Source organism: Streptomyces sp. NPDC003300 (genome assembly GCF_040610915.1).
Lineage (GTDB): Bacteria > Actinomycetota > Actinomycetes > Streptomycetales > Streptomycetaceae > Actinacidiphila.
Genome location: NZ_JBEXNE010000002.1, coordinates 425,429 through 444,797, shown reverse-complemented (window position 1 = coordinate 444,797; position 19,369 = coordinate 425,429). Strand labels below are relative to the sequence as shown.

Here is a 19,369-nt window from a genome sequence, read left to right as displayed (position 1 = left end):
GAGAGGCGGCCCAGTGAGCACCACGCATGAGCCCGAGGCCGAGGCGGCGGAGGCCGAGGCGCCGCAGACCGACGCATCGGGGGCCGCCGCTCCGGACGAGGCGGAGGCCAACGAGGCCGCCGCCGGACGGCGTTGGCGGTGGCCGTACGGTGCGCGGCGTACGGCGGCGGTCGCCGCGATCGTGCTGCTGCTCCTCGGCGGCGGCGGATTCGGTTACGCGGCCCACCGGTTGACCGACCCGGCCGCGACGGACAACCGCGCGCTGACCGACACCGAGGCGACCAACCGGGTCGTCGGGGACGTCAGCAACGCGCTCGGCAAGATCTTCGCGTACACGCCGGAGGACACCGGGTCGACCGAGCGGGCCGCCCGCGACCTGCTGGACGGCGCGGCGGCCGACCAGTACCAGGCGCTGTTCGGGCAGATCCGGCAGCGCGTCGCCGAGCAGCAACTCACCCTGACCACACGGGTGGTGCGCGCCGGGGTCGTCCGGCTCACCGCCGACCACGCCCGGCTGCTGGTCTTCCTCGACCAGACCGCCCAGCGCAAGGGCGCCGCGGCCACCAGCGCGGCGGCCCAACTCTCGGTCACCGCCAGGCTCGACGGCGACCACTGGCGGATCACCGATCTCAAGGCCCGGTAGGAGGAAGACGGATGGCACGGATGCCCTTCAAGGGTGGCGGCGGGTCGCGGGACCGGCTCGGGGCGCGGCTGCGCGCGCCGAGCCGGTCGCTGCTCGCCACGGCCGTCGCGCTCGCCGTCGCCGCGGCGGTCGCCGCCGCCCTGACCGGCTGGTCCTGGTACGGGGCCGCGCACGACGACGACGCGGCCTTCGCCCGGACCCGCGACACGGTGCTCGCGGCGGGGGAGCAGGCGGTGCAGAACATGAACACCCTGGACCACTCCGACGTCGACCACGGGCTCGACATCTGGGAGAGCTCCACGACCGGCGACCTGCACAGCCAACTGGTGCAGGGGCGGGCCGCGTTCGAGAAGCAGGTGCGGCAGGCCCAGACGGTCAGCACCGCGAAGATCCTGTCCGGCGCGGTCACCGAACTCGACACCAGGACCGGCAAGGCCAGCGTGATGATCGCGCTGCGGATCACCGTCGAGGCGCCCAAGGCCAAGCCCGCGGTCAAGGAGAGCCGGATGCTCGGCGAACTCACCCGCACCGACACGGGCTGGAAGCTCAGCGCCCTCGGCCAGGCCCCGATGGGCGACAGCGCCGCGGACCCGTCCGCGTCCTCGCCCCCGAGCGGCGGCACCGCCACCGCGAGGCCGTCCCCGTCCACCACCGACGGCCAGTAAGCCGCCCCGCCGTCCGCGAGAGGACCGCCGCCCATGTCGACCGCCCGCCACCTCATCAACCGCCAACGCCGCCTGGCGGCCACCGCGCCGCCGCGCGAGCGCGTGACCCGCACGGCGGAAGCCGCCACCGACGTCGACCCCGAGACCGACATTGACACCGACGTCCACTCCGACACCGGCCCGGAGACCGAGGCGGAGGGCGGCGACCGTTCGGAGCGCCCCGCCCGGGGCCGCGCCGCGACCGCCGTCCGCACCCGCCCGGCCCGGCCGCCGCGTACGTCCGACAAGGCCGCCGACGTCACCGCTGACGTCACCGCCGGGACTCCCACCGGCACGGCCGCCGACGCTGAACCCGAGGCCGGGAGCGGCCCGCGCAAGTGGCGCCCGCGCCCCGTCACCGTCCTCACCGTCGGTCTCGCCCTGCTGACCGTGCTGCTCGGCGGCCTCGCCGCCTGGTCCGCGGGCAAGGCGTCCGACCTGCGCGACTCGGTGGCCTCCGGCAACACCGCGCTGACCGACACCGCCCGCACCAGCGAGGTCAAAGGCACCGTCGCCCAGGCCGTGAACGCGGTCTTCTCCTACAACTACGCCGACACCGCCCGCACCGACGACGCGGCCAAGCGCGTACTGACCGGAAAGGCCGTCCAGCAGTACGCGACGATGCTCGCCCAGGTCCGCGCCCAGGCACCGGCGCAGAAGCTCGTGCTGACCACGACCGTCACCGACACCGGCGTGGAACTGCTCGACGGCGACCGCGCCCGCGTCCTGGTCTTCGCCGACCAGAGCAACACCAGCACCGCCAAGTCCGCGAACGCGGCGACCACTTACGCGGCGGCGATGTTCGCGGTGGACGCCGTGCACCAGGACGGCACCTGGAAGATCGCGAGCATCGACACCTTCGGGTAGCGCGGACCCCACGGTCAGCGGTCGTGATCAGCGGTTGCGGCCAGCGGTCGGTGAGGCGCCAGTCGGCGTCCAGCAGATAGCCGACGATGACGGCGGGCCCCGCGACGGCCGCCGCCACGCGTGCGTGTGCCCACGGGTACGGCTCCTCGTACGGGTACGCAGCTGTGGCGAACAGACGTACGCCTTAGGTAAGGCTACCCTTATTAAAACACCGGCCGTTTCGCGCCGTCACCGATCAGGCGCCGCGATCAGGCGCCGCGCGATGATGAAGGACTCGTCGCGGGCAGGCACTATGGGGGAGAGGGCCCCCGCAACGCGCCGGAAATCGCGTGATGGGATGCTCGGCTCGCAATCCCGGATGTGCGTCCCCGATATGGCCAGTGGCGGGGAGCAGGTGGCCTGACCGGCAAGGATGGATGGATATGGACAAGCAGCAGGAGTTCGTTCTCCGCACCCTGGAGGAGCGGGACATCCGCTTCGTCCGCCTGTGGTTCACCGACGTGCTCGGCTACCTGAAGTCGGTCGCCGTCGCACCGGCCGAACTGGAGCAGGCCTTCGACGAGGGCATCGGCTTCGACGGCTCCGCCATCGAGGGCTTCGCCCGGGTGTACGAGTCCGACATGATCGCCAAGCCGGACCCCAGCACCTTCCAGATCCTGCCCTGGCGCGCCGAGAGCCCCGGCACCGCGCGCATGTTCTGCGACATCCTCATGCCCGACGGCTCCCCGTCGTACGCCGACCCGCGCTACGTCCTCAAGCGCGCGCTCGCCAAGACCTCCGACCTCGGCTTCACCTTCTACACCCACCCCGAGATCGAGTTCTTCCTGCTCAAGGACAAGCCGATGGACGGCGGGCGGCCGACCCCCGCCGACAACTCCGGCTACTTCGACCACACCCCGCAGAACGTCGGCATGGACTTCCGCCGCCAGGCCATCACGATGCTGGAGTCCATGGGCATCTCGGTGGAGTTCTCGCACCACGAGGGCGCCCCCGGCCAGCAGGAGATCGACCTGCGCTACGCCGACGCGCTCTCCACCGCCGACAATGTGATGACCTTCCGGCTCGTCATGAAGCAGGTCGCCCTCGAACAGGGCGTGCACGCCACCTTCATGCCCAAGCCGTTCTCCGAGCACCCCGGCTCCGGCATGCACACCCACCTGTCGCTCTTCGAGGGCGACCGCAACGCCTTCTACGAGTCGGGCGCGGAGTTCCAGCTCTCCAAGGTCGGCCGCTCCTTCATCGCGGGCCTGCTCCGGCACGCCGGTGAGACCGCCGCGGTCACCAACCAGTGGGTCAACTCCTACAAGCGGATCTGGGGCGGCTCCCAGCGCACCGCTGGCGCGGGCGGCGAGGCCCCCTCGTACATCTGCTGGGGCCACAACAACCGCTCGGCCCTGATCCGTGTCCCCATGTACAAGCCCGGCAAGACCGGCTCCACCCGCGTCGAGGTCCGCTCGATCGACTCCGGCGCCAACCCCTACCTCGCCTACGCCGTCCTCCTCGCCGCGGGCATGAAGGGCATCCAGGAGGGCTACGAACTCCCGGCCGGCGCCGACGACGACGTCTGGGCCCTGTCCGACTCCGAGCGCCGCGCCCTCGGCATCGAGCCCCTCCCGCAGAACCTCGGCGAGGCCATCACCCTCATGGAGCGCAGCGAACTCGTCGCCGAGACCCTCGGCGAGCACGTCTTCGACTTCTTCCTGCGCAACAAGAAGCAGGAGTGGGAGGAGTACCGCTCCGAGGTCACCGCCTTCGAGCTGCGGAAGAACCTCCCGAACCTGTAGCCGAGAGGAGCTGCTCGGCCTGCGGGGTGCGGCGGTAGTAGACGCGGTGGCCGTGGCGGGTCCGGGTGAGGAGACCCGCCCGGTGCAGGCGCGTGAGGTGGTAGGAGACGGTCGACGGGTCCAGGTGGTGGAGCTCGGCCAGCTCCGTGGTGGTGAGGGGGCGGCCCAGCGACAGCAGCAGGCTGTGCCGGGTGGCCCCCAGGACGTCGGCCGCCGGGTGGCCGCCCTGTGCGGCGCGGCGGCCTGACGGAGCGCGGGACACCGGATAGCAGAGCATCGTGTCGTGCTGGAACATCGGGTCGAGGCCCGGCGTCAGGTCCCCGGTGACGGTGGGGATCATGACGACGGCCGGCGCGTGCGGCACCGTGGTGCGGAACGGGCTGCGGACGGTCAGTGTGCCGTCGTGCCAACTGGTGTCCGGATGCAGGGAATCCAGGACCGCGCCGGTTCCCTGCCGGGCCATGAGCTGGGAACGGGCGTTGATATCGGCTTCGAGGCGGCCACGGATCACCGGCCAGCGCGCTGCGAGTGTGTGGTTCCACAAAGCGTGCAGTTCCTGAGCCGCTTTCTGGACGAATGCGGTTTCCCCCCGGTCGAGTTGGCTCAGGACCGGCGCGGACAGCTCGGTTCCGGGAAAGCCCTGACCGGCGAAGCCCGTGGTGAACACGGTGATTTCCTGCACCAGCCGGGTCGGCGCGAGGGTGGCTATCCGGTGGAGTTCGTCATCCAGGCTGGGCGCGAACCGCGCGGGCGCGGGGCTGATGAAATCCGGCAGCCACGCCTCGCCCTGGAAGAACCCCGCCAGCAGGGGCATCTGCCGGTCGTGCAGCAGCCGCGGCAGCGCGCCGAGCCGTTCCCCGCGGCGGGACGACCTCATGGCGGTGGACAGGACACCGAACAGTTCGACCATCGGTGAGATGGCGAACCGGGTCCTGGCCAGCTCGGCCGGGCCCAGCGACAGACGCAGCATGATGCCTTCCCGGACGGATCGGGCGGACGTCCGAACCGCCAGCCCAACATTGGAACGTCATCCAATCAATGGCAATCCCGGCCAACGTCGGCGTCTACTTGGGGCTGCCCGGAGAATCGGTGCGCGTTTACGCGCGACCGTGAACGGCAATGCGTCGGCACGGCTCCGGGTGCGGAATTCGGTCAATTCCTGCGAACAAGGAGGCCCTTGAGTATGCGTATCGGAAAGCGGACGGTCACCCTCGCGGTAAGCGGCGCGCTGCTCGCCGGCACGGTCGGCTTCGTGGCCGCGTCCCCCGCCCAGGCGGTGGACTGCAACCTCCCCCCGGTGGGCGACATGTGCCTGCACATCCACAACACGGACACCAACACGTGGTACTGGCTCGGCCCGTGGAACGCCTGCGCGGTCCACAACATCGCCATCGACGAGCAGGCCACCTGGATCAACAACAACCAGGTCGGCGGGGTGCGCACCACCTTCTACTACGGCCGCGACGGCAAGAACCCCATCGGCAGCGTCGCCCAGGACTACTCGGGCCGCCCGCCCGGCTACACCGACAGCGACCTCTCCTCCGCGCAGTCCGTCCGCGTCTGCTGACCCGCGCCCCCCGAGGCGGGGCCGCCCCGGGGGACGTCACCTCCGGGGTCAGGGCAGCCAGGCGGGGGCCAGGGCCGAGGGGGTGAGGAGGCGGGGGGCGCCGGTGCCGTCGGCGGGGGCGGTGTACAGGTCGGAGCCGTAGTCGCCGGGGAGGGAGTAGACGACGGTCGCGTTGTCGGACCACACGGCCTGGTCGTCGACGCTGCGGGTCTCGGCCAGCGGCCACTCGCGCGAGGTGGCCAGGTCGAGGACGTAGAGGCGCCAGGGGGCGTCGGCGGGCAGGCCGGGCACGCGTTTCTTGAAGGCGATCCGGGTGCCGTCGGGGGAGAGCGACGGGCACTCGACGTTGGTGCGCAGCGTGGTGACGGTACGGGCGGCGACGTCGCCGCGCACGAGGTAGGTGTGGCCGCCGGTGGCGAGCGTGGCGTAGAAGTGCCGGTCGTCGGCGAAGGTGACGCCCCAGAAGTTGATATCGGCGGCGCGCACGCGGCGCCCGTCGCGGGTGACGGCGTAGTCCTCGAGGGACGACTGGAGGGTCCCGGTGCGGGTGTCCAGGATCGAGGTGCGGGTGGAGAAGTCGGTGCCCGCGTACGAGTCGCCGCCGACGAAGACGGTCCAGGCGGCCATCCGCCCGCTGGGCGAGACACGGGCACGGGTCGGGATGCCCGCGAGCGGCACACGGCGGGTGGCGCGCAGCGCCGAGTCCAGGACGACCGCGTCGTACGAGTCGTTGACCGCGCCGCGCTTGGCCTGGAGGCAGATGCCGGTGCCGCCCGCCGCGTAGAAGCGCAGGCACTTCACGCCGGACGCGACGCGGGGCCCGTCCGGCGCGGAGGCGGGCACCGAGGCCAACTCGTCGCGGTGCGGCCCCCACGCCATGGAGCGGAAGACGATACGGGAGCCGCCGGCGGCCAGCGAGACCGTACCGGCGCGGACGGCGGGGCCGCCCGCCTGCACCTGGTTCTTCCGGTCGGCCCGGTCGGCGGCCCGCCACACCGCGACCCCCGCCACGCACGCCAGCACGGTGATGCTGGCCAGCAGCACCAGCAGCCGGTTGCGCATGCTCATACCGCCCTCGACCCGCCCGCTCATGCCGTCGCCTCCGGTGCCGTGGGAGTCCGTGACGGCCGCAGCCGGACCGACAGCGCGACGCTCGCCGTCAGTGCCAACGCGGCCCCCGTCAGGGCGGATTGGTCGCCCCACGCGGTCCACGCCGCCCCGAAGGCTATGGAGCAGACGAAGCGCGCTGCGGCCTGCCCGGTCTGTACGAGCGCGAGCCCGCTGGAGCGCAGCGCCGCCGGTACGGAACCGGCCGCGGCCGCCATCAGCACGCCGTCCGTGGCGGCGTAGAAGGCCCCGTGCAACGCCAGTACGGCGTACGGCAGTACGCCCGCCCGCAGGTGGGCGAGGAGCAGCCCGTACGCCAGGAGCAGCGCGAAGTGGCCGCCGACGAAGACCCGCCAGCGGCCGACCCGGTCCGCCCAGCGGCCCAGCGGCACGGCGAGCAGCAGGAAGGCGGCGGCGGTGCCCAGCGGGAGGAGCGCGAACCACCGGTCGGGGACGCCGAGTCGGCGTTGCAGCAGCAGATAGACGAAGGAGTCGCTGACGGTGGCGAGCCCGAGCGCCACCGCGCACAGCGCCAGCCCGCGCAGCTCCCGCCGCCCGAGCAGCCCCACGGCGGCCCGTAAGGACGGCCGGTCAACGTCCTTGTCAGGCACGGGAGTTGACCGCCGTACGCCCGACGGCACGAACAGCAGCAGCACGACCACGCCGACCGCCGCCACACAGAAGCTGACGGTGAAGACCGCGTCGTATCCTTCCGCCGCCTGACGGAGGATCAGGAAGGCGGCCAGCGGCCCGAGAAGCGCCCCGGTGGTGTCCATCGCGCGGTGCACACCGAACGCCCGGCCCCGCGACTCCGGCGGCGCCGAGAGCGAGATGAGCGCGTCGCGCGGCGCGGTCCGCAGGCCCTTGCCGGTGCGGTCGACGGCGAGCACCGCGCCGATCAGGGGCAACGTGTGCACGGCCAGGAGCAGCGGCTTGCACAGCGCGGACAGTCCGTACCCGAAGGCGGCCACCGCCTTGTGCCGCCCGCCGCGGTCGGCGAGATGCCCGCCGACCAGCCGTACCACCGCGCTGAATCCGTTGTAGACGCCGTCGAGCAGACCGAAGCCGAGCGGGGAGAGCCCGAGCCCGGTGACCAGGTACAGCGGCAGCACCGCGGTGACCATCTCCGACGACACATCGGTGATGAGGCTGACCGCGCCGAGCGCGAGCACCGTCGAGGTGACCGCGGACGACCGCCCGGGACGCGGGCCCCGGGCGGTCGTCGGCGCTGTCGTCGGGCTGTCCGCCGCGCTCGTCGGTGCGGGTGTCGCGGGCGTGCTGCCGCGGCTCTCGCTGACGTACATCGGTCAGTTGGTCCAGATGCCGGTGATGTCCGCGGCGGACGCGGCGTTGCCCGCGTGTCCCGAGGTACCCGCCAGATCCTCCAGTGTGCGCAGCAGGTTGTAGTGGTTGTAGTTGGTCGCGGACGAACTGCCCGCGGTGACCGGCTGACCGTAGAAGACGGTCGGAATCCGGTTGCCGCTCAGCGAGTTGTCCTCGTCGAAGGTCACGACCAGCACGCTGTTGTGGGTCTTCGCCCACGTCGCGTACGCGCCCAGGTTGTTCTTGATCCAGGTGTCGCCGGTCGCCACCGAGCAGTCGTGCATGTCGCTGCACAGATTCGGTACGACGAAGGATATCCGCGGCAGCGTCGAGTAGTCCGTCGGGAACTGCGCGAAGGTCTTCGCGGTCGACGTCGGGACATTGCCGAAGCCGAACCACGGGTTGTGCTTCTGCGCGTAGTTGCCGCTCTTGCAGGTCGTCGAACCCTGGCTCGGCAGCGTCTCGTTGTAACTGCCGAAGGTCTTGCCCGCGGCGATCACCTCGGAGCCGAGATTCGCGGCCGAGCTGAAGCCGATCTTCACGCAACTGTCGTCCGTCACGCCCTGCGTGGACCCGGAGAACAGCGCGTAGTAGTTCGGCTGGCTCGGGTGCGTGATCGCGTGGCTCTGCGTGAGATTCGCGCCGCCGGTCGCCAGCGAGTTGATGTACGGCGCGCTCGAACTGCCGATGACCTGGCTGTACGCGTGGTTCTCCATGACCACCACGAGGGTGTGGTCGGGGGTGGGCACAGAACCGGCCGCGTGCGCCGAGCCGCCGAGACCGGTCCACAGACCGGCGGACGCGGCGGCGAGGCCGACTGCGGACAACAGAGCGGTGCGGCTGCGGCGGGGCAGAGTCCAGCCGTGCACGGCGTACCTCCGGTAGTGGGGGGAAGGACGAGGAACCGCTGTACATGACAAATTTTAAGAGCCCGATCACGTCAGGGCGAGCGGGCGCCGGGTGAAATGAAGGCGAACACCGAGGTACGGCCTGCCGCCGGCTCCCACAACCCTCCTGCTGGGGCGCCGCCCCCCTGCCCCCTACCGGGCAGCCCCGCCCACCACGCCGCGCCACTCTCCCGCGTGGCCAAGCCCGCGATGTCCGCCCGCACGGCGGGGGCCTCCGGCCGGGAGGGGGGTGGTGTGGTCGGTGAGTCCGCGCTGCGCGCGCCGCGTGGTGCGGGTCATGTGGTTGCGCCCTCACCGTGCGGGTCGTGCGGTTGCGCCCATGCCATGCGTGCCGTACGGGGCCGGGCCGTGCCGCGTGGCGCGGGTCATGTGTTTACGCCCACGCCCGTGCGGGCCTCTTGGTCGCTGGGGCGGGGCGGTGGATCGGGCCGTGTGCGGGGCGCGGGATCGGGGTCGGGTGGGCTGGTGGCCGCACTCCGGCTACCGAGCCCCCCGCAGGGGGTTACGCTCAAACCGAAGCCTTGATCGATCCGGGCTTGCGCGGGACCGTTCCGGGGTACGGGACACGCGCCACGGGTCACGGTCACGCGCCACCACGGAGCCAAGCCAAATCAGTCGAGCGTCACCCCGCCACACCACATGACCCGCCGGGAGGGCCGATGCAGGGACGCCGGAGCAGTACGTTCACGCGGCTGCTGCGGCACGGCTTCACGGACCCGGCGGCGGCCGAGCGGCTGCTGGAGCTGCCCGAGCTGTCGACGGTCAGGACGGACCCGGTGCTGCTGGAGGCGCTGGGCGCGACGGCCGACCCCGACCAGGCGCTGATCAGCCTGGTACGCCTCACGGAGGAGCTGGACCCGGCGGAGCGGCGGACGCTGCTGGACACCGTCATGACGGCGAAGCCGCTGCGCGACCGCCTGCTGGGCATCCTCGGCGCCTCCGAGGCCCTCGGCGACCACCTCGCCCGGCACCCCGCCCACTGGCACGCGCTGGTGATGTACGAGTCCGCCGACCTGCACCCGGGCGTCGCCGACTTCGTCCGGGCCCTCTCGGGCGCCGACACCCCCGACGCGCTGCGCGTCGCCTACCGCCGCTGCCTGCTCGGCATCGCCGCCCGCGACGTGTGCGGCACCAGCGACCTGGTGCGTACCGCCGCGGAACTGGCCGACCTCGCCACCGCCACCCTGCGCGCCGCGCTGGCGATAGCCGCAGCCGAGAGCCCGCAGGACGCCGCCGTCTGCCGGCTGTCCGTCATCGGCATGGGCAAGTGCGGCGGCCACGAGCTGAACTACGTCTCCGACGTCGACGTCGTCTACGTGGCGGAACCGGCCGAGGAGACGGCGGGCCAGGAGGACGCGGAGGGCACGGCCGTACGCGCCGCCACCCGGCTGGCCGCCCGGATGATGCGGATCTGCTCCGACACCACCGCCGAGGGCACGATCTGGCCGGTCGACGCCAATCTGCGGCCCGAGGGCAAGAACGGGCCGCTGGTCCGTACGCTCTCCAGCCACCTCGCCTACTACCGGCGGTGGGCGAAGACCTGGGAGTTCCAGGCGCTGCTCAAGGCCAGGCCGGTCGCCGGGGACGAGGCGCTCGGCGAGGAGTACCTGGCCGCGATCCGCCCGCTGGTCTGGCAGGCCGCCGAGCGCGAGAACTTCGTCACCGACGTGCAGCAGATGCGCCGCCGCGTCGTGGAGAACATCCCCGCCGCCCAGATCGACCGCGAGCTGAAGCTCGGCCCCGGCGGCCTGCGCGACGTCGAATTCGCCGTGCAGCTCCTCCAGCTCGTGCACGGCCGGACCGATCCGTCGCTGCGCAGCGGCACCACGCTGACCGCGCTCGCCGACCTCGCCGCGGGCGGCTACGTCGGCCGCACCGACGCCGCCGCGCTCGACGACGCCTACCGCTTCCTGCGGCTGATGGAACACCGCATCCAGCTCCAGAAGATGCGCCGCACCCACCTCGTCCCCGACGACCAGGCGGGACTGCGCCGCCTCGGCCGCGGCCTGGGCTTCCGCGCCGACCCGGTCGCCGAGCTGAACCGGGAGTGGAAGCGGCACGCCATGGAGGTACGGCGGCTGCACGAGAAGCTGTTCTACAGGCCGCTGCTGGACGCGGTCGCCCAGCTCGGCGGCGAGGAGACCCGGCTCAGCACCGACGCGGCCCGCCAGCGCCTCCAGGCGCTCGGATACGCCGACCCGGCCGCCGCCGTCCGCCACCTGGAGGCGCTGGCCAGCGGCGTCAGCCGCAAGGCCGCCATCCAGCGCACGCTGCTGCCGGTGCTGCTCGGCTGGTTCGCGGACTCCGCCGACCCCGACGCCGGGCTGCTCGGCTTCCGCAAGGTCTCCGACGCGCTCGGCAAGACCCCCTGGTACCTGCGGCTGCTGCGCGACGAGGGCGCGGCGGCGCAGCGGCTGGCCCGCGTCCTCTCCTCGGGGCGGCTCGCCCCCGACCTGCTGATGCGCGCCCCCGAGGCGGTCGCGCTGCTCGGCGCCGCCGACGGTCTCGTGCCGCGCGACCACGCCGCCCTGGAGCAGGAGGTGCTGGCCGCCGTCGACCGCGCCGACACCCCCGAGCAGGCCATCGCCTCGGTACGCGGAGTACGCCGCCGCGAGCTGTTCCGTACCGCCGCCGCCGACCTCATCGACACCTACGGCGACGACGAGGAGGACCAGGAGGAGACGCCCGACGAGCCGCCGGACCCCGCCGCCCTGGTCGACCGCGTCGGCACCGCCATCTACGGGCTCACCGCCGCGACGCTCGCGGGCGCGCTGCGCGCCGCCGTCAACCACGTCACCGGCAACGACGCGCACCCGCTGCCCACCCGTTTCGCCGTCATCGGCATGGGCCGCTTCGGCGGCCGGGAGCTGGCCTACGGCTCGGACGCCGACGTGCTCTTCGTCCACGAACCGCTCGACGGCGCCGACGAGGGCGAGGCCACCCGCGCCGCGCTCGCCGTCGCCGACGAACTGCGCCGCCTGCTCCAGATCCCCACCGCGGACCCGCCGCTGCTGGTCGACGCCGATCTGCGGCCCGAGGGCAAGAGCGGGCCCATGGTCCGCAGCCTCGCGTCGTACGCCGCCTACTACCGGCGCTGGGGGCTGATCTGGGAGAACCAGGCGCTGCTGCGCGCCCTGCCGGTCGCGGGCGACGCGGATCTCGGCGCGCGGTTCACCGCCCTGGTCGACCCGCTGCGGTACCCGGAGAACGGCCTCGAAGAAGAGGCGGTCCGCGAGATACGGCGCCTGAAGGCCCGGATGGAGACCGAGCGGCTGCCGCGCGGCGCCGACCCCACGACGCACGCCAAGCTCGGGCGCGGCGGGCTGTCCGACGTCGAGTGGACGATTCAGCTCGTGCAGCTCCAGCACGCGGGGCGGCTGCCCGCCCTGCGCACCACCGGCACCCGCCCGGCCCTCGCCGCCGCCCGCGAGGCCGGGCTCATCGACCCCGAGGACGCCGCCGTCCTCGACGACGCCTGGGTTCTCGCCACCCGCGTCCGCAACGCCGTCATGCTCGTCCGCGGCCGCCCCGGCGACACCTTCCCCAGCGACGGCCGCGAACTCGCCGCCGTCGGCCGCTACCTCGGCTACCCGCCCGGCCACGTCGGCGACATGCTGGAGGACTACCGCCGCCGCACCCGCCGCGCCCGCGCCGTCGTCGAACGCCTCTTCTACGCCTACGAGTAGCCCGCCTCGCACCGCCTCGGGTCGGCTCGGGTCGGGTGGGCTCGGGTCGTGCGTGGGTCGGGGGCCGGGGGCCGGGGGCTGCGGGAGAGGGGTTCGAAATCGGTATATTTACGGCGCTTCTGGTACTCCCTATCCGGTGACCTCTCCTGCGCCACAAATATCCGGCAGCATTTCGAACCCCTCCCCCTCCGCCCCCGACCCCCTCCACCCCCGGATGTGGGGAAGGGGGGCGGAACGGCGGGGCGCCCTCACGGTCTTGGACACCCGTCCACCCGCGGACCGTGTGAGGGTGCCACCCGCCCAGCCCCGGGCGGAGGACGCTCGGGGCGCCCTCACGGTCCTTGCCACCCCTCCCGGCAACCCCCACCGGACAGGCGGACGCCGACGAGCGAGGAGGGGACGGGCCGGGGTGCCCCCGCAGAAATACGTTGACGGCCGGGTGCCGGATTCGTAAAGGCCAGGTGATACGGATTTCGAGGAGGTGCCCCGGACCGGCACCGACCAGGCACAAGCGGCACCCGCAGACGAAAAAACACCCGCACGGGTGGGCGGGCGGGCAAGAACACCCCGCCTAGTCGGAAAGCGTCTCCGCCCACGTACGAGACCAGTGATCCAACGGCGCGATGGCCTCGGCCAGCCCCGCCCCCAGAGGCGTGAGCCCGTAACGCCCCTGATCCCCCTGCGCGAGCAGCCCGGCCGCGGCCAACTCCCGCAACCGCTGATAAAGAACGCTGGGCGACATCGCGTCGCACCGTTCACGCAGGTCACGCGCACCGACCGGCCCGTCCCGCAGCTCCCAGAGAATGCGCAGCGCCCAGCGCCGCCCCAGCAGATCGAGCGCGGCCATCAGGGGCCGCCCGGTGCGCGAGCCACGGACCTCGCCGCCCGGCCGGGGGCCACCGCTGCCACCCTCCATCCGACCCTCCTTGACGCTTCTGATTCCGAAATCATACGGTGGGGTCAGGTGTTACGGAATGCGAAACGTACACGAGCCGGAGGAGCAGGGATGGGCGAGCCGACCGCTTTCTACGAGCCCGACCCGGACGGGTCCTTCGTGGCGACGGACGCCACCCAGGGGCCCTGGTCGCCCGACCTCCAGCACGGCGGCCCGCCCAGCGCGCTGCTGGTCCGCGAGTTCGAGGCCCTGATCGCGGCGACGGCACGGGACGGCGACCCCGACGGCGGCCCCGAGGGCCACCCCGACGGCCACCTCGCGAAAATCGCCATGGACTTCCACGGCCCCGTCCCCGTCGGCCCGGTCCGCGTCCGCGCCTCCGTCCTCAAGCCCGGCAGGCGCGCCCAGCTCCTCGCGGGCGAGCTGATCGTCGAGGGCCGGGTCGTCCTGTCGGCCCGCGCCTGGTGGCGCCGCCGCTCACCCGGCCTCGTACCGGACGTCCCCGTCCAGGCCGCGCCGCTGCCGGACCCCGACGACGTCGTCCCGGCCGACCCGCTCCCCGGCCACTTGGACCATGGCTGGATCGCGTCCATGGACTACCGCTACCTCGCCGGATTCGTCACGACGCCGGGACCGGCCACGGTGTGGGTGCGCCCGAAGTTCCCGCTCGTCGCGGGCGAGACGACCTCCGGCACCCAGCGGGCCGTCCTCGTCTCGGACGGCGCCAGCGGCTTCAGCGCCGCGCTGGACTTCCGCACCCACCTGTTCAGCAACCTCGACCTCGTGCTGAGCTTCCTGCGCCCGCCGGTCGGCCCCTGGGTGGCGCTGGACGCCGTGTCAGCCCTGGACGGGGCGGGCGGGGGTACGACCAGCACCCGCCTCGCCGACACCGCCGGTTACCACGGCTTCGCGCTCCAGACGCTGTACGTGGCGCCGCATCACGCCGTCTGAGGGTCAGACGCCCGGGCCGACACCGCGTCCACCGGCTGGCGCGGCATCCGGTACAGCCAGCGCCCGTAGACCAGGTACGAGATCCCGTAACCGACCGCCAGGCACACCACACCGCCGACCGCGTCCAGCCAGAAGTGGTTGCCGGTGGAGATGATGACCGTGAGGGTGAACATCGGGTACAGCGCGCCCAGCGCCTTCGCCCAGGTGTGCTTGGCCAGTATCGCGATGGTGATCCCGCACCACAGGGACCAGCCGATGTGCATCGACGGCATGGCCGCGTACTGGTTCGACACATGCGCCAGATTGCCCGAGGACAGCGAGCCCCAGGTGTGGTGCACCTCGACGGTGTCGATGAAGCCGCCGCCCGTCATCAGCCGGGGCGGCGCCAGCGGGTAGAAGTAGAAGCCGACCAGGGCCATGGCGGTGGTCACGAAGAGCACCAGACGGGCCGGGCCGTACCGCCCCGGATGGCGGCGGTAGAGCCACACCAGCACACCGATGGTGATGATGAAGTGCAGCGTGGCGTAGTAGTAGTTCATGATGACGATCAGCCAGGTCGCCGAATTCACGGCGTGGTTGACGGACCGTTCGATCGCCAGACCGAGGTGGTTCTCGAAGGACCACACCGACGCGGCGTGTCGCAGGGCGACGGCCTTCTGCTCCGGAACCGCGTTCCTGATCAGCGAGTACACCCAGTAACTGACGCCGATCAGCAGGATCTCGAACCAGAGCCGGGGTCTGCGGGGTGTGCGGATGCGCCTGATGAGGGTGTGGCGCGGCTCCGTGCGGGCCACGCCGGTCGCTCCATCCGGGGGAGTGGAACCGGTGGAGCGCGGCGAGGCGGTCGTACGGCCGCCCATAGTCTTCGCAGTCGGTTCCCCCATGGGACACCAGTCTGCCAGATTCGCCCCGTATCGCAGGTCAGCCTTCGGTCGGATCCTGCGTGCCGCCCGTCCCCCTTGAGGAGGGTTTCTGTGCGGGCACGGGCGTGTTCCGCGCGGCCGGCGCGGCGGCTGTTGAACCTCGAACGACCAGCTCGGGCAGGAAGACGAATTCGCTGTGCGGCGCCGGCGTGCCGCCGATCTCCTCCAGCAGCGCGTTCACCGCGGCCTGGCTCATCGCCGCGACCGGCTGCCTGATGGTGGTCAGCGGCGGATCGGTGAAGGCGATCAGCGGCGAGTCGTCGTATCCGACCACCGAGACGTCCTCCGGCACCGACAGGCCCTGCTGCCTGGCCGCCCGGATCGCGCCGAGCGCCATCATGTCCGACGCGCAGACGATCGCGGTGCAGCCCGAGGCGATCAGCGCCGTGGCCGCCGCCTGACCGCCCTCCAGCGTGTACAGCGAGTGCTGGACCAGTGTCTGCGCCTCGTCCTCCGCCATGCCCAGCACGTCCGCCATGGACGCCGTGAAGCCCTCGATCTTGCGCTGTACGGGGACGTACCGTTTCTGCCCGACGGCCAGGCCGATCCTGCGGTGGCCGAGCGCCGCGAGATGGGTGACGGCCAGCCGGACCGCGTCCCGGTCGTCCGGCGACACGAACGGCGCGTCGACCTTCTCCGAGAAGCCGTTGATCAGCACGAACGGCACGCCCTGGCCCTGGAGCCTGGCGTAGCGCTCCATGTCGGCGGCCGAGTCGGCGTGCAGACCGGAGACGAAGATGATCCCGGCGACCCCCCGCTCGACCAGCATCTCCACCAGTTCGTCCTCGGTGGACCCGCCGGGCGTCTGGGTGGCGAGCACCGGGGTGTACCCCTGGCGGGTCAGCGCCTGTCCGATGATCTGCGCGAACGCGGGGAAGATCGGATTCAGCAGCTCGGGGGTGATCAGCCCGACCAGTCCGGCGCTGCGCTGGCGCAGCCGGACCGGCCGCTCGTACCCCAGGAGGTCGAGCGCGGCCAGTACGGATTCGCGGGTGGTCGTGGAGACACCGGGTTTGCCGTTGAGTACCCGGCTGACCGTCGCTTCACTGACCCCCGCCTGGGCTGCGATGTCAGCGAGCCGCGCGGTCACAGCACCGGATGCTAGGGGACGGAACGCCACCACGTCAGATCGCCCACCAAATTGCCGTGTCTGCGGAGATAGTCAGCTCAATGCTGGCATTCTCCGTGTTCGGGACGCCCGCCGTCGAGCCGCCGCTGACATCGCTGTCACCGCTGACGTTACCGCCGCCGGAGCCGGAGCCGGAGCCGGAGCCGCTGCTGGAACCGGAGCCAGTGGCAGTGCCCGCGCCCGCGTGCAGGCCGCTGTCGCTGGACAGCAGCATCCGCCCGGGGCCGGGAAGCGTCACCGTCACCGGCTCGCGGGTCAGGTTGACCGCGCAGACGAAGCTCCCGGCGCCGGGCTCGTCCCCGCCGCCCCTGCGGAAGGCCAGTACGCCCTCGGGCGCGTCCAGCCACGTCACCGCGGCGCCCGCGCCCAGCGCCGGGTGCTCCCGGCGCACCGCCAGGGCCGCCCGGTACAGCTCGAGGGTCGACGCCGGGTCGCCCGTCTGCGCCTCGACGCTCAGGCCCGCCCAGCTCTTCGGCTGCGGCAGCCAGCTCGGCCCGCCCGCCGGACCGAAGCCGTACGGGGCCTCGTCGCCCGACCACGGGATCGGCACCCGGCAGCCGTCGCGGAAGCCGTCCTGCCCGGCCGCGCGGAAGAACGACGGGTCCTGCCGTACCTCGTCCGGCAGGTCCGTCACGTCCGGCAGGCCCAGCTCCTCGCCCTGGTAGAGATACGCCGAACCCGGCAGCGCCAGCATCAGCACGACCGCGGCCCGCGCCCTGCGCAGCCCCAACTCCCGGTCGCCCGGCTCACGTTGCTGCGTCCCCAGCTCCGGCGGGTTGCCGAAGCGCGTCGCGTGCCGGGTCACGTCGTGGTTGGACAGCACCCACGTGGCGGGCGCGCCCACCGCGCTCATCGCTGTCAGCGACTTGTCGATGACCTTGCGCAGCTCCGGCGCGTCCCAAGGGGTGCTCAGATACTCGAAGTTGAACGCCTGGTGCAGCTCGTCCGGGCGCAGGTAGAGCGCGGCCCGCTCGATCGTCGGCGTCCACGCCTCGGCGACCGCGATCCGGTCTCCCGCGTACTCGTCCAGGATGCGGCGCCAGCCGCGGTAGATCTCGTGCACACCGTCCTGGTCGAAGTACGGCATCGCCGCCGTGCCCAGCAGCGTGAGCTGCTCCGCGTGCCCGATGTCCGGCAGGCCATCGGCCTTCACCAGGCCGTGCGCGACGTCGATCCGGAAGCCGTCGGTGCCCAGGTCCAGCCAGAAGCGCAGCACGGAGCGGAACTCGTCGTGCACCGCCGGGTGGTTCCAGTTGAAGTCGGGCTGCTCGGGCGCGAACAGGTGCAGGTACCACTCGCCGGGCGTGCTGTCCGGGTTGAGGGTACGGGTCCAGGCCGGGCCGCCGAAGATGGACTCCCAGTCGTTGGGCGGCAGTTCGCCGTCCACGCCCTTGCCGGGCAGGAAGTGGAAGCGGTCCCGCAGCGGCGAGCCCGGTCCCTCGTGCAGCGCCCGCTTGAACCACTCGTGCTGGTCCGAGCAGTGGTTGGGCACCAGGTCCACGATGACCTTCAGGCCCAGCGCGTGCGCGGCCCTGATCAGGTCGTCGGCGTCGGTGAGGCTGCCGAACATCGGGTCGACGGCCCGGTAGTCGGCCACGTCGTACCCCGCGTCGGCCTGCGGGGAGGCGTAGAACGGCGACAGCCACACCGCGTCCACACCCAGCTCGCGCAGGTACGGCAGCCGGGCGGTGATCCCGGGCAGGTCGCCCATGCCGTCGCCGTTGCCGTCGGCGAAGCTGCGCGGATAGACCTGGTAGATGACCGCGTCGCGCCACCAGTCTCTGCGCTCCGCCCCGGCGTCGCCAGCGGCGTCGGCAGTGGCGGAGCTGGGCGCGTGGGTGAGGTGCTGGCTCATGGCTTCCTTCATTGTTCCGGGCCTTCGGCGGCGGGGGAACGACAACTGGCTTACGTACGTGGTGCGGTGCGGACGGTCGGGCCCTCGCGGGGCCCTCGCGGGCCTCAGCCCTTGGTGCCTCCGGCGGTGAGGCCGGCCACCAGGTGGCGCTGGACGAGCAGGAAGACGATGCCCGCGGGGATCGCGATCACGACCGAGGCGGCGGTCATGCTGCCCCAGTCGGCGCGCTGGTCGGAGGCGAAGGTGCGGATGCCCGCCGCCAGCGTGGAGTGCTTGTTGCTCATGAACTGGCTGGAGTAGGCGACTTCGCCCCACGCGGTGAGGAAGCTGTAGAAGGCGGTGACCGCGAGGCCCGGCCGGGCCAGCGGCACGATCAGCCGCCAGAAGGTGCCGAACGGGGTCAGGCCGTCCACCCGGCCCGCCTCGTCGATGTCGCGCGGGATCGTGTCGAAGTACCCCTTGAGCATCCAGGCGCAGAAGGGCACCGAGATCGTGCAGTAGACCAGCACCAGGCCGAGGTAGGTGTCGATCAGGTCGAGCTGCGCCATCAGGTTGTACAGCGGCACGATCAGCACGGCCACCGGGAACATCTGCGTGATCAGGAAGGTCCACATCAGCGACTTGTGCCCGGGGAACTTCATCCGGGAGATCGCGTATCCGGCGCTGGAGGCGATCAGCACGCCGAGCACCGTGGTGGCCGCGGCCACGATCACCGAGTTGAGGAACCACTTGGGGAAGTTGGTGTGGAAGAGCACGAACCGGTAGTTGCCCAGGCTCAGATGGCGCATGACCTCGCCGGGTTGCTGCCACGAGGTGCTGGGGCCCAGCGAGATGAAGACGATCCACAGCACGGGGAAGACCGCGACGGCGCTCGCCACCAGCAAGGTGGCGTGCAGCGCGAGCGAGGCGCCGCGGCTGCGGGTGCCGCGCGGGCGGTACTTGCGGCGCGCGGCGGACCCGGGGGCCGCGCCGGTACGGGCGGCGGGGGCGGTGGCGGCCGGGCCGCTGTGGGTGGTGGCACTCATGG

The 19,369-nt window shown here is 72.1% G+C and carries 15 protein-coding genes and 1 pseudogene; 7 read left to right on the top strand and 9 right to left on the bottom strand.

What is annotated here, in order from left to right; translation table 11 throughout:
- Window positions 1–13 precede the first annotated feature (13 nt).
- From ABZX65_RS04450 to ABZX65_RS04435, 4 genes are all read left to right on the top strand, one after another.
- Window positions 14–643, top strand: a complete 630-nt coding sequence (locus ABZX65_RS04450; protein ID WP_355334435.1) for a hypothetical protein — start codon at window positions 14–16, stop codon at window positions 641–643.
- 11 nt (window positions 644–654) lie between these two features.
- Entirely contained in the window at window positions 655–1,308 is a 654-nt protein-coding gene (locus ABZX65_RS04445) for a hypothetical protein (RefSeq protein ID WP_355334432.1), read from the top strand.
- A 33-nt stretch (window positions 1,309–1,341) separates the two neighbouring features.
- On the top strand, window positions 1,342–2,214 hold the full coding sequence (locus ABZX65_RS04440; RefSeq protein WP_355334429.1) for a hypothetical protein: 873 nt from the start codon (window positions 1,342–1,344) through the stop codon (window positions 2,212–2,214).
- A 422-nt stretch (window positions 2,215–2,636) separates the two neighbouring features.
- Complete coding sequence (locus tag ABZX65_RS04435; protein WP_188279782.1) at window positions 2,637–3,998, top strand: glutamine synthetase family protein; 1,362 nt, start codon at window positions 2,637–2,639, stop codon at window positions 3,996–3,998.
- On the opposite strand, the gene ABZX65_RS04430 is transcribed toward ABZX65_RS04435, so the two are convergent.
- Window positions 3,958–4,968, bottom strand: coding sequence for a helix-turn-helix domain-containing protein (locus tag ABZX65_RS04430; protein WP_355334426.1), 1,011 nt, complete (start codon window positions 4,966–4,968; stop codon window positions 3,958–3,960). The two genes, ABZX65_RS04435 and ABZX65_RS04430, sit on opposite strands and share 41 nt — an antisense overlap.
- A gap of 213 nt (window positions 4,969–5,181) precedes the next feature.
- On the opposite strand from ABZX65_RS04430, the gene ABZX65_RS04425 reads away from it, so the two are divergent.
- Window positions 5,182–5,565, top strand: coding sequence for a hypothetical protein (locus ABZX65_RS04425; RefSeq protein WP_355334424.1), 384 nt, complete (start codon window positions 5,182–5,184; stop codon window positions 5,563–5,565).
- Window positions 5,566–5,613: 48 nt separating this feature from the next.
- On the opposite strand, the gene ABZX65_RS04420 is transcribed toward ABZX65_RS04425, so the two are convergent.
- Genes ABZX65_RS04420 through ABZX65_RS04410 form a run of 3 tightly spaced genes read right to left on the bottom strand, consistent with a single transcriptional unit; the run spans window position 5,614 to window position 8,864 of the window.
- Complete coding sequence (locus ABZX65_RS04420; RefSeq protein ID WP_355334731.1) at window positions 5,614–6,633, bottom strand: TolB-like translocation protein; 1,020 nt, start codon at window positions 6,631–6,633, stop codon at window positions 5,614–5,616.
- A 20-nt stretch (window positions 6,634–6,653) separates the two neighbouring features.
- Window positions 6,654–7,976: an MFS transporter gene (locus ABZX65_RS04415; RefSeq protein WP_355334422.1), complete on the bottom strand. Its 1,323-nt coding sequence runs from the start codon at window positions 7,974–7,976 to the stop codon at window positions 6,654–6,656.
- Between the two features lie 3 nt (window positions 7,977–7,979).
- Window positions 7,980–8,864, bottom strand: a complete 885-nt coding sequence (locus tag ABZX65_RS04410) for an alkaline phosphatase family protein (RefSeq protein WP_355334419.1) — start codon at window positions 8,862–8,864, stop codon at window positions 7,980–7,982.
- A 698-nt stretch (window positions 8,865–9,562) separates the two neighbouring features.
- Here ABZX65_RS04410 and ABZX65_RS04405 point away from each other — a divergent pair.
- The gene (locus ABZX65_RS04405; protein WP_355334417.1) at window positions 9,563–12,589 is read left to right on the top strand and encodes a bifunctional [glutamine synthetase] adenylyltransferase/[glutamine synthetase]-adenylyl-L-tyrosine phosphorylase; all 3,027 of its coding nucleotides are present in this window, start codon (window positions 9,563–9,565) and stop codon (window positions 12,587–12,589) included.
- Window positions 12,590–13,160: 571 nt separating this feature from the next.
- Here ABZX65_RS04405 and ABZX65_RS04400 read toward each other — a convergent pair.
- Window positions 13,161–13,505, bottom strand: a complete 345-nt coding sequence (locus tag ABZX65_RS04400; protein ID WP_355334415.1) for a helix-turn-helix domain-containing protein — start codon at window positions 13,503–13,505, stop codon at window positions 13,161–13,163.
- 90 nt (window positions 13,506–13,595) lie between these two features.
- Between ABZX65_RS04400 and ABZX65_RS04395 the strand changes: the two genes are divergently transcribed.
- The gene (locus tag ABZX65_RS04395) at window positions 13,596–14,435 is read left to right on the top strand and encodes a thioesterase family protein (RefSeq protein ID WP_355334413.1); all 840 of its coding nucleotides are present in this window, start codon (window positions 13,596–13,598) and stop codon (window positions 14,433–14,435) included.
- Here the strand turns inward: ABZX65_RS04395 and ABZX65_RS04390 are convergent.
- From ABZX65_RS04390 to ABZX65_RS04375, 4 genes and pseudogenes are all read right to left on the bottom strand, one after another.
- Window positions 14,423–15,319, bottom strand: a complete 897-nt coding sequence (locus ABZX65_RS04390; protein ID WP_355334411.1) for a phosphatase PAP2 family protein — start codon at window positions 15,317–15,319, stop codon at window positions 14,423–14,425. The two genes, ABZX65_RS04395 and ABZX65_RS04390, sit on opposite strands and share 13 nt — an antisense overlap.
- A 37-nt stretch (window positions 15,320–15,356) precedes the next feature.
- The gene (locus ABZX65_RS04385; RefSeq protein WP_355334408.1) at window positions 15,357–16,448 is read right to left on the bottom strand and encodes a LacI family DNA-binding transcriptional regulator; all 1,092 of its coding nucleotides are present in this window, start codon (window positions 16,446–16,448) and stop codon (window positions 15,357–15,359) included.
- A 214-nt stretch (window positions 16,449–16,662) separates the two neighbouring features.
- Window positions 16,663–18,342 (bottom strand): annotated as a pseudogene (locus ABZX65_RS04380) (glycoside hydrolase family 13 protein); the annotation flags it as partial.
- Between the two features lie 104 nt (window positions 18,343–18,446).
- Window positions 18,447–19,367, bottom strand: a complete 921-nt coding sequence (locus ABZX65_RS04375) for a carbohydrate ABC transporter permease (protein WP_355334406.1) — start codon at window positions 19,365–19,367, stop codon at window positions 18,447–18,449.
- Window positions 19,368–19,369 lie beyond the last annotated feature (2 nt).

Coding starts and splice junctions, on each gene's coding strand:
- ABZX65_RS04445 (WP_355334432.1), top strand. CDS start 655: ATGGCACGGATGCCCTTCAAGGGTGGCGGCGGGTCGCGGGACCGGCTC.
- ABZX65_RS04435 (WP_188279782.1), top strand. CDS start 2,637: ATGGACAAGCAGCAGGAGTTCGTTCTCCGCACCCTGGAGGAGCGGGAC.
- ABZX65_RS04440 (WP_355334429.1), top strand. CDS start 1,342: ATGTCGACCGCCCGCCACCTCATCAACCGCCAACGCCGCCTGGCGGCC.
- ABZX65_RS04430 (WP_355334426.1), bottom strand. CDS start 4,968: ATGCTGCGTCTGTCGCTGGGCCCGGCCGAGCTGGCCAGGACCCGGTTC.
- ABZX65_RS04405 (WP_355334417.1), top strand. CDS start 9,563: ATGCAGGGACGCCGGAGCAGTACGTTCACGCGGCTGCTGCGGCACGGC.
- ABZX65_RS04375 (WP_355334406.1), bottom strand. CDS start 19,367: ATGAGTGCCACCACCCACAGCGGCCCGGCCGCCACCGCCCCCGCCGCC.
- ABZX65_RS04420 (WP_355334731.1), bottom strand. CDS start 6,633: ATGAGCATGCGCAACCGGCTGCTGGTGCTGCTGGCCAGCATCACCGTG.
- ABZX65_RS04395 (WP_355334413.1), top strand. CDS start 13,596: ATGGGCGAGCCGACCGCTTTCTACGAGCCCGACCCGGACGGGTCCTTC.
- ABZX65_RS04390 (WP_355334411.1), bottom strand. CDS start 15,319: ATGGGGGAACCGACTGCGAAGACTATGGGCGGCCGTACGACCGCCTCG.
- ABZX65_RS04415 (WP_355334422.1), bottom strand. CDS start 7,976: ATGTACGTCAGCGAGAGCCGCGGCAGCACGCCCGCGACACCCGCACCG.
- ABZX65_RS04400 (WP_355334415.1), bottom strand. CDS start 13,505: ATGGAGGGTGGCAGCGGTGGCCCCCGGCCGGGCGGCGAGGTCCGTGGC.
- ABZX65_RS04425 (WP_355334424.1), top strand. CDS start 5,182: ATGCGTATCGGAAAGCGGACGGTCACCCTCGCGGTAAGCGGCGCGCTG.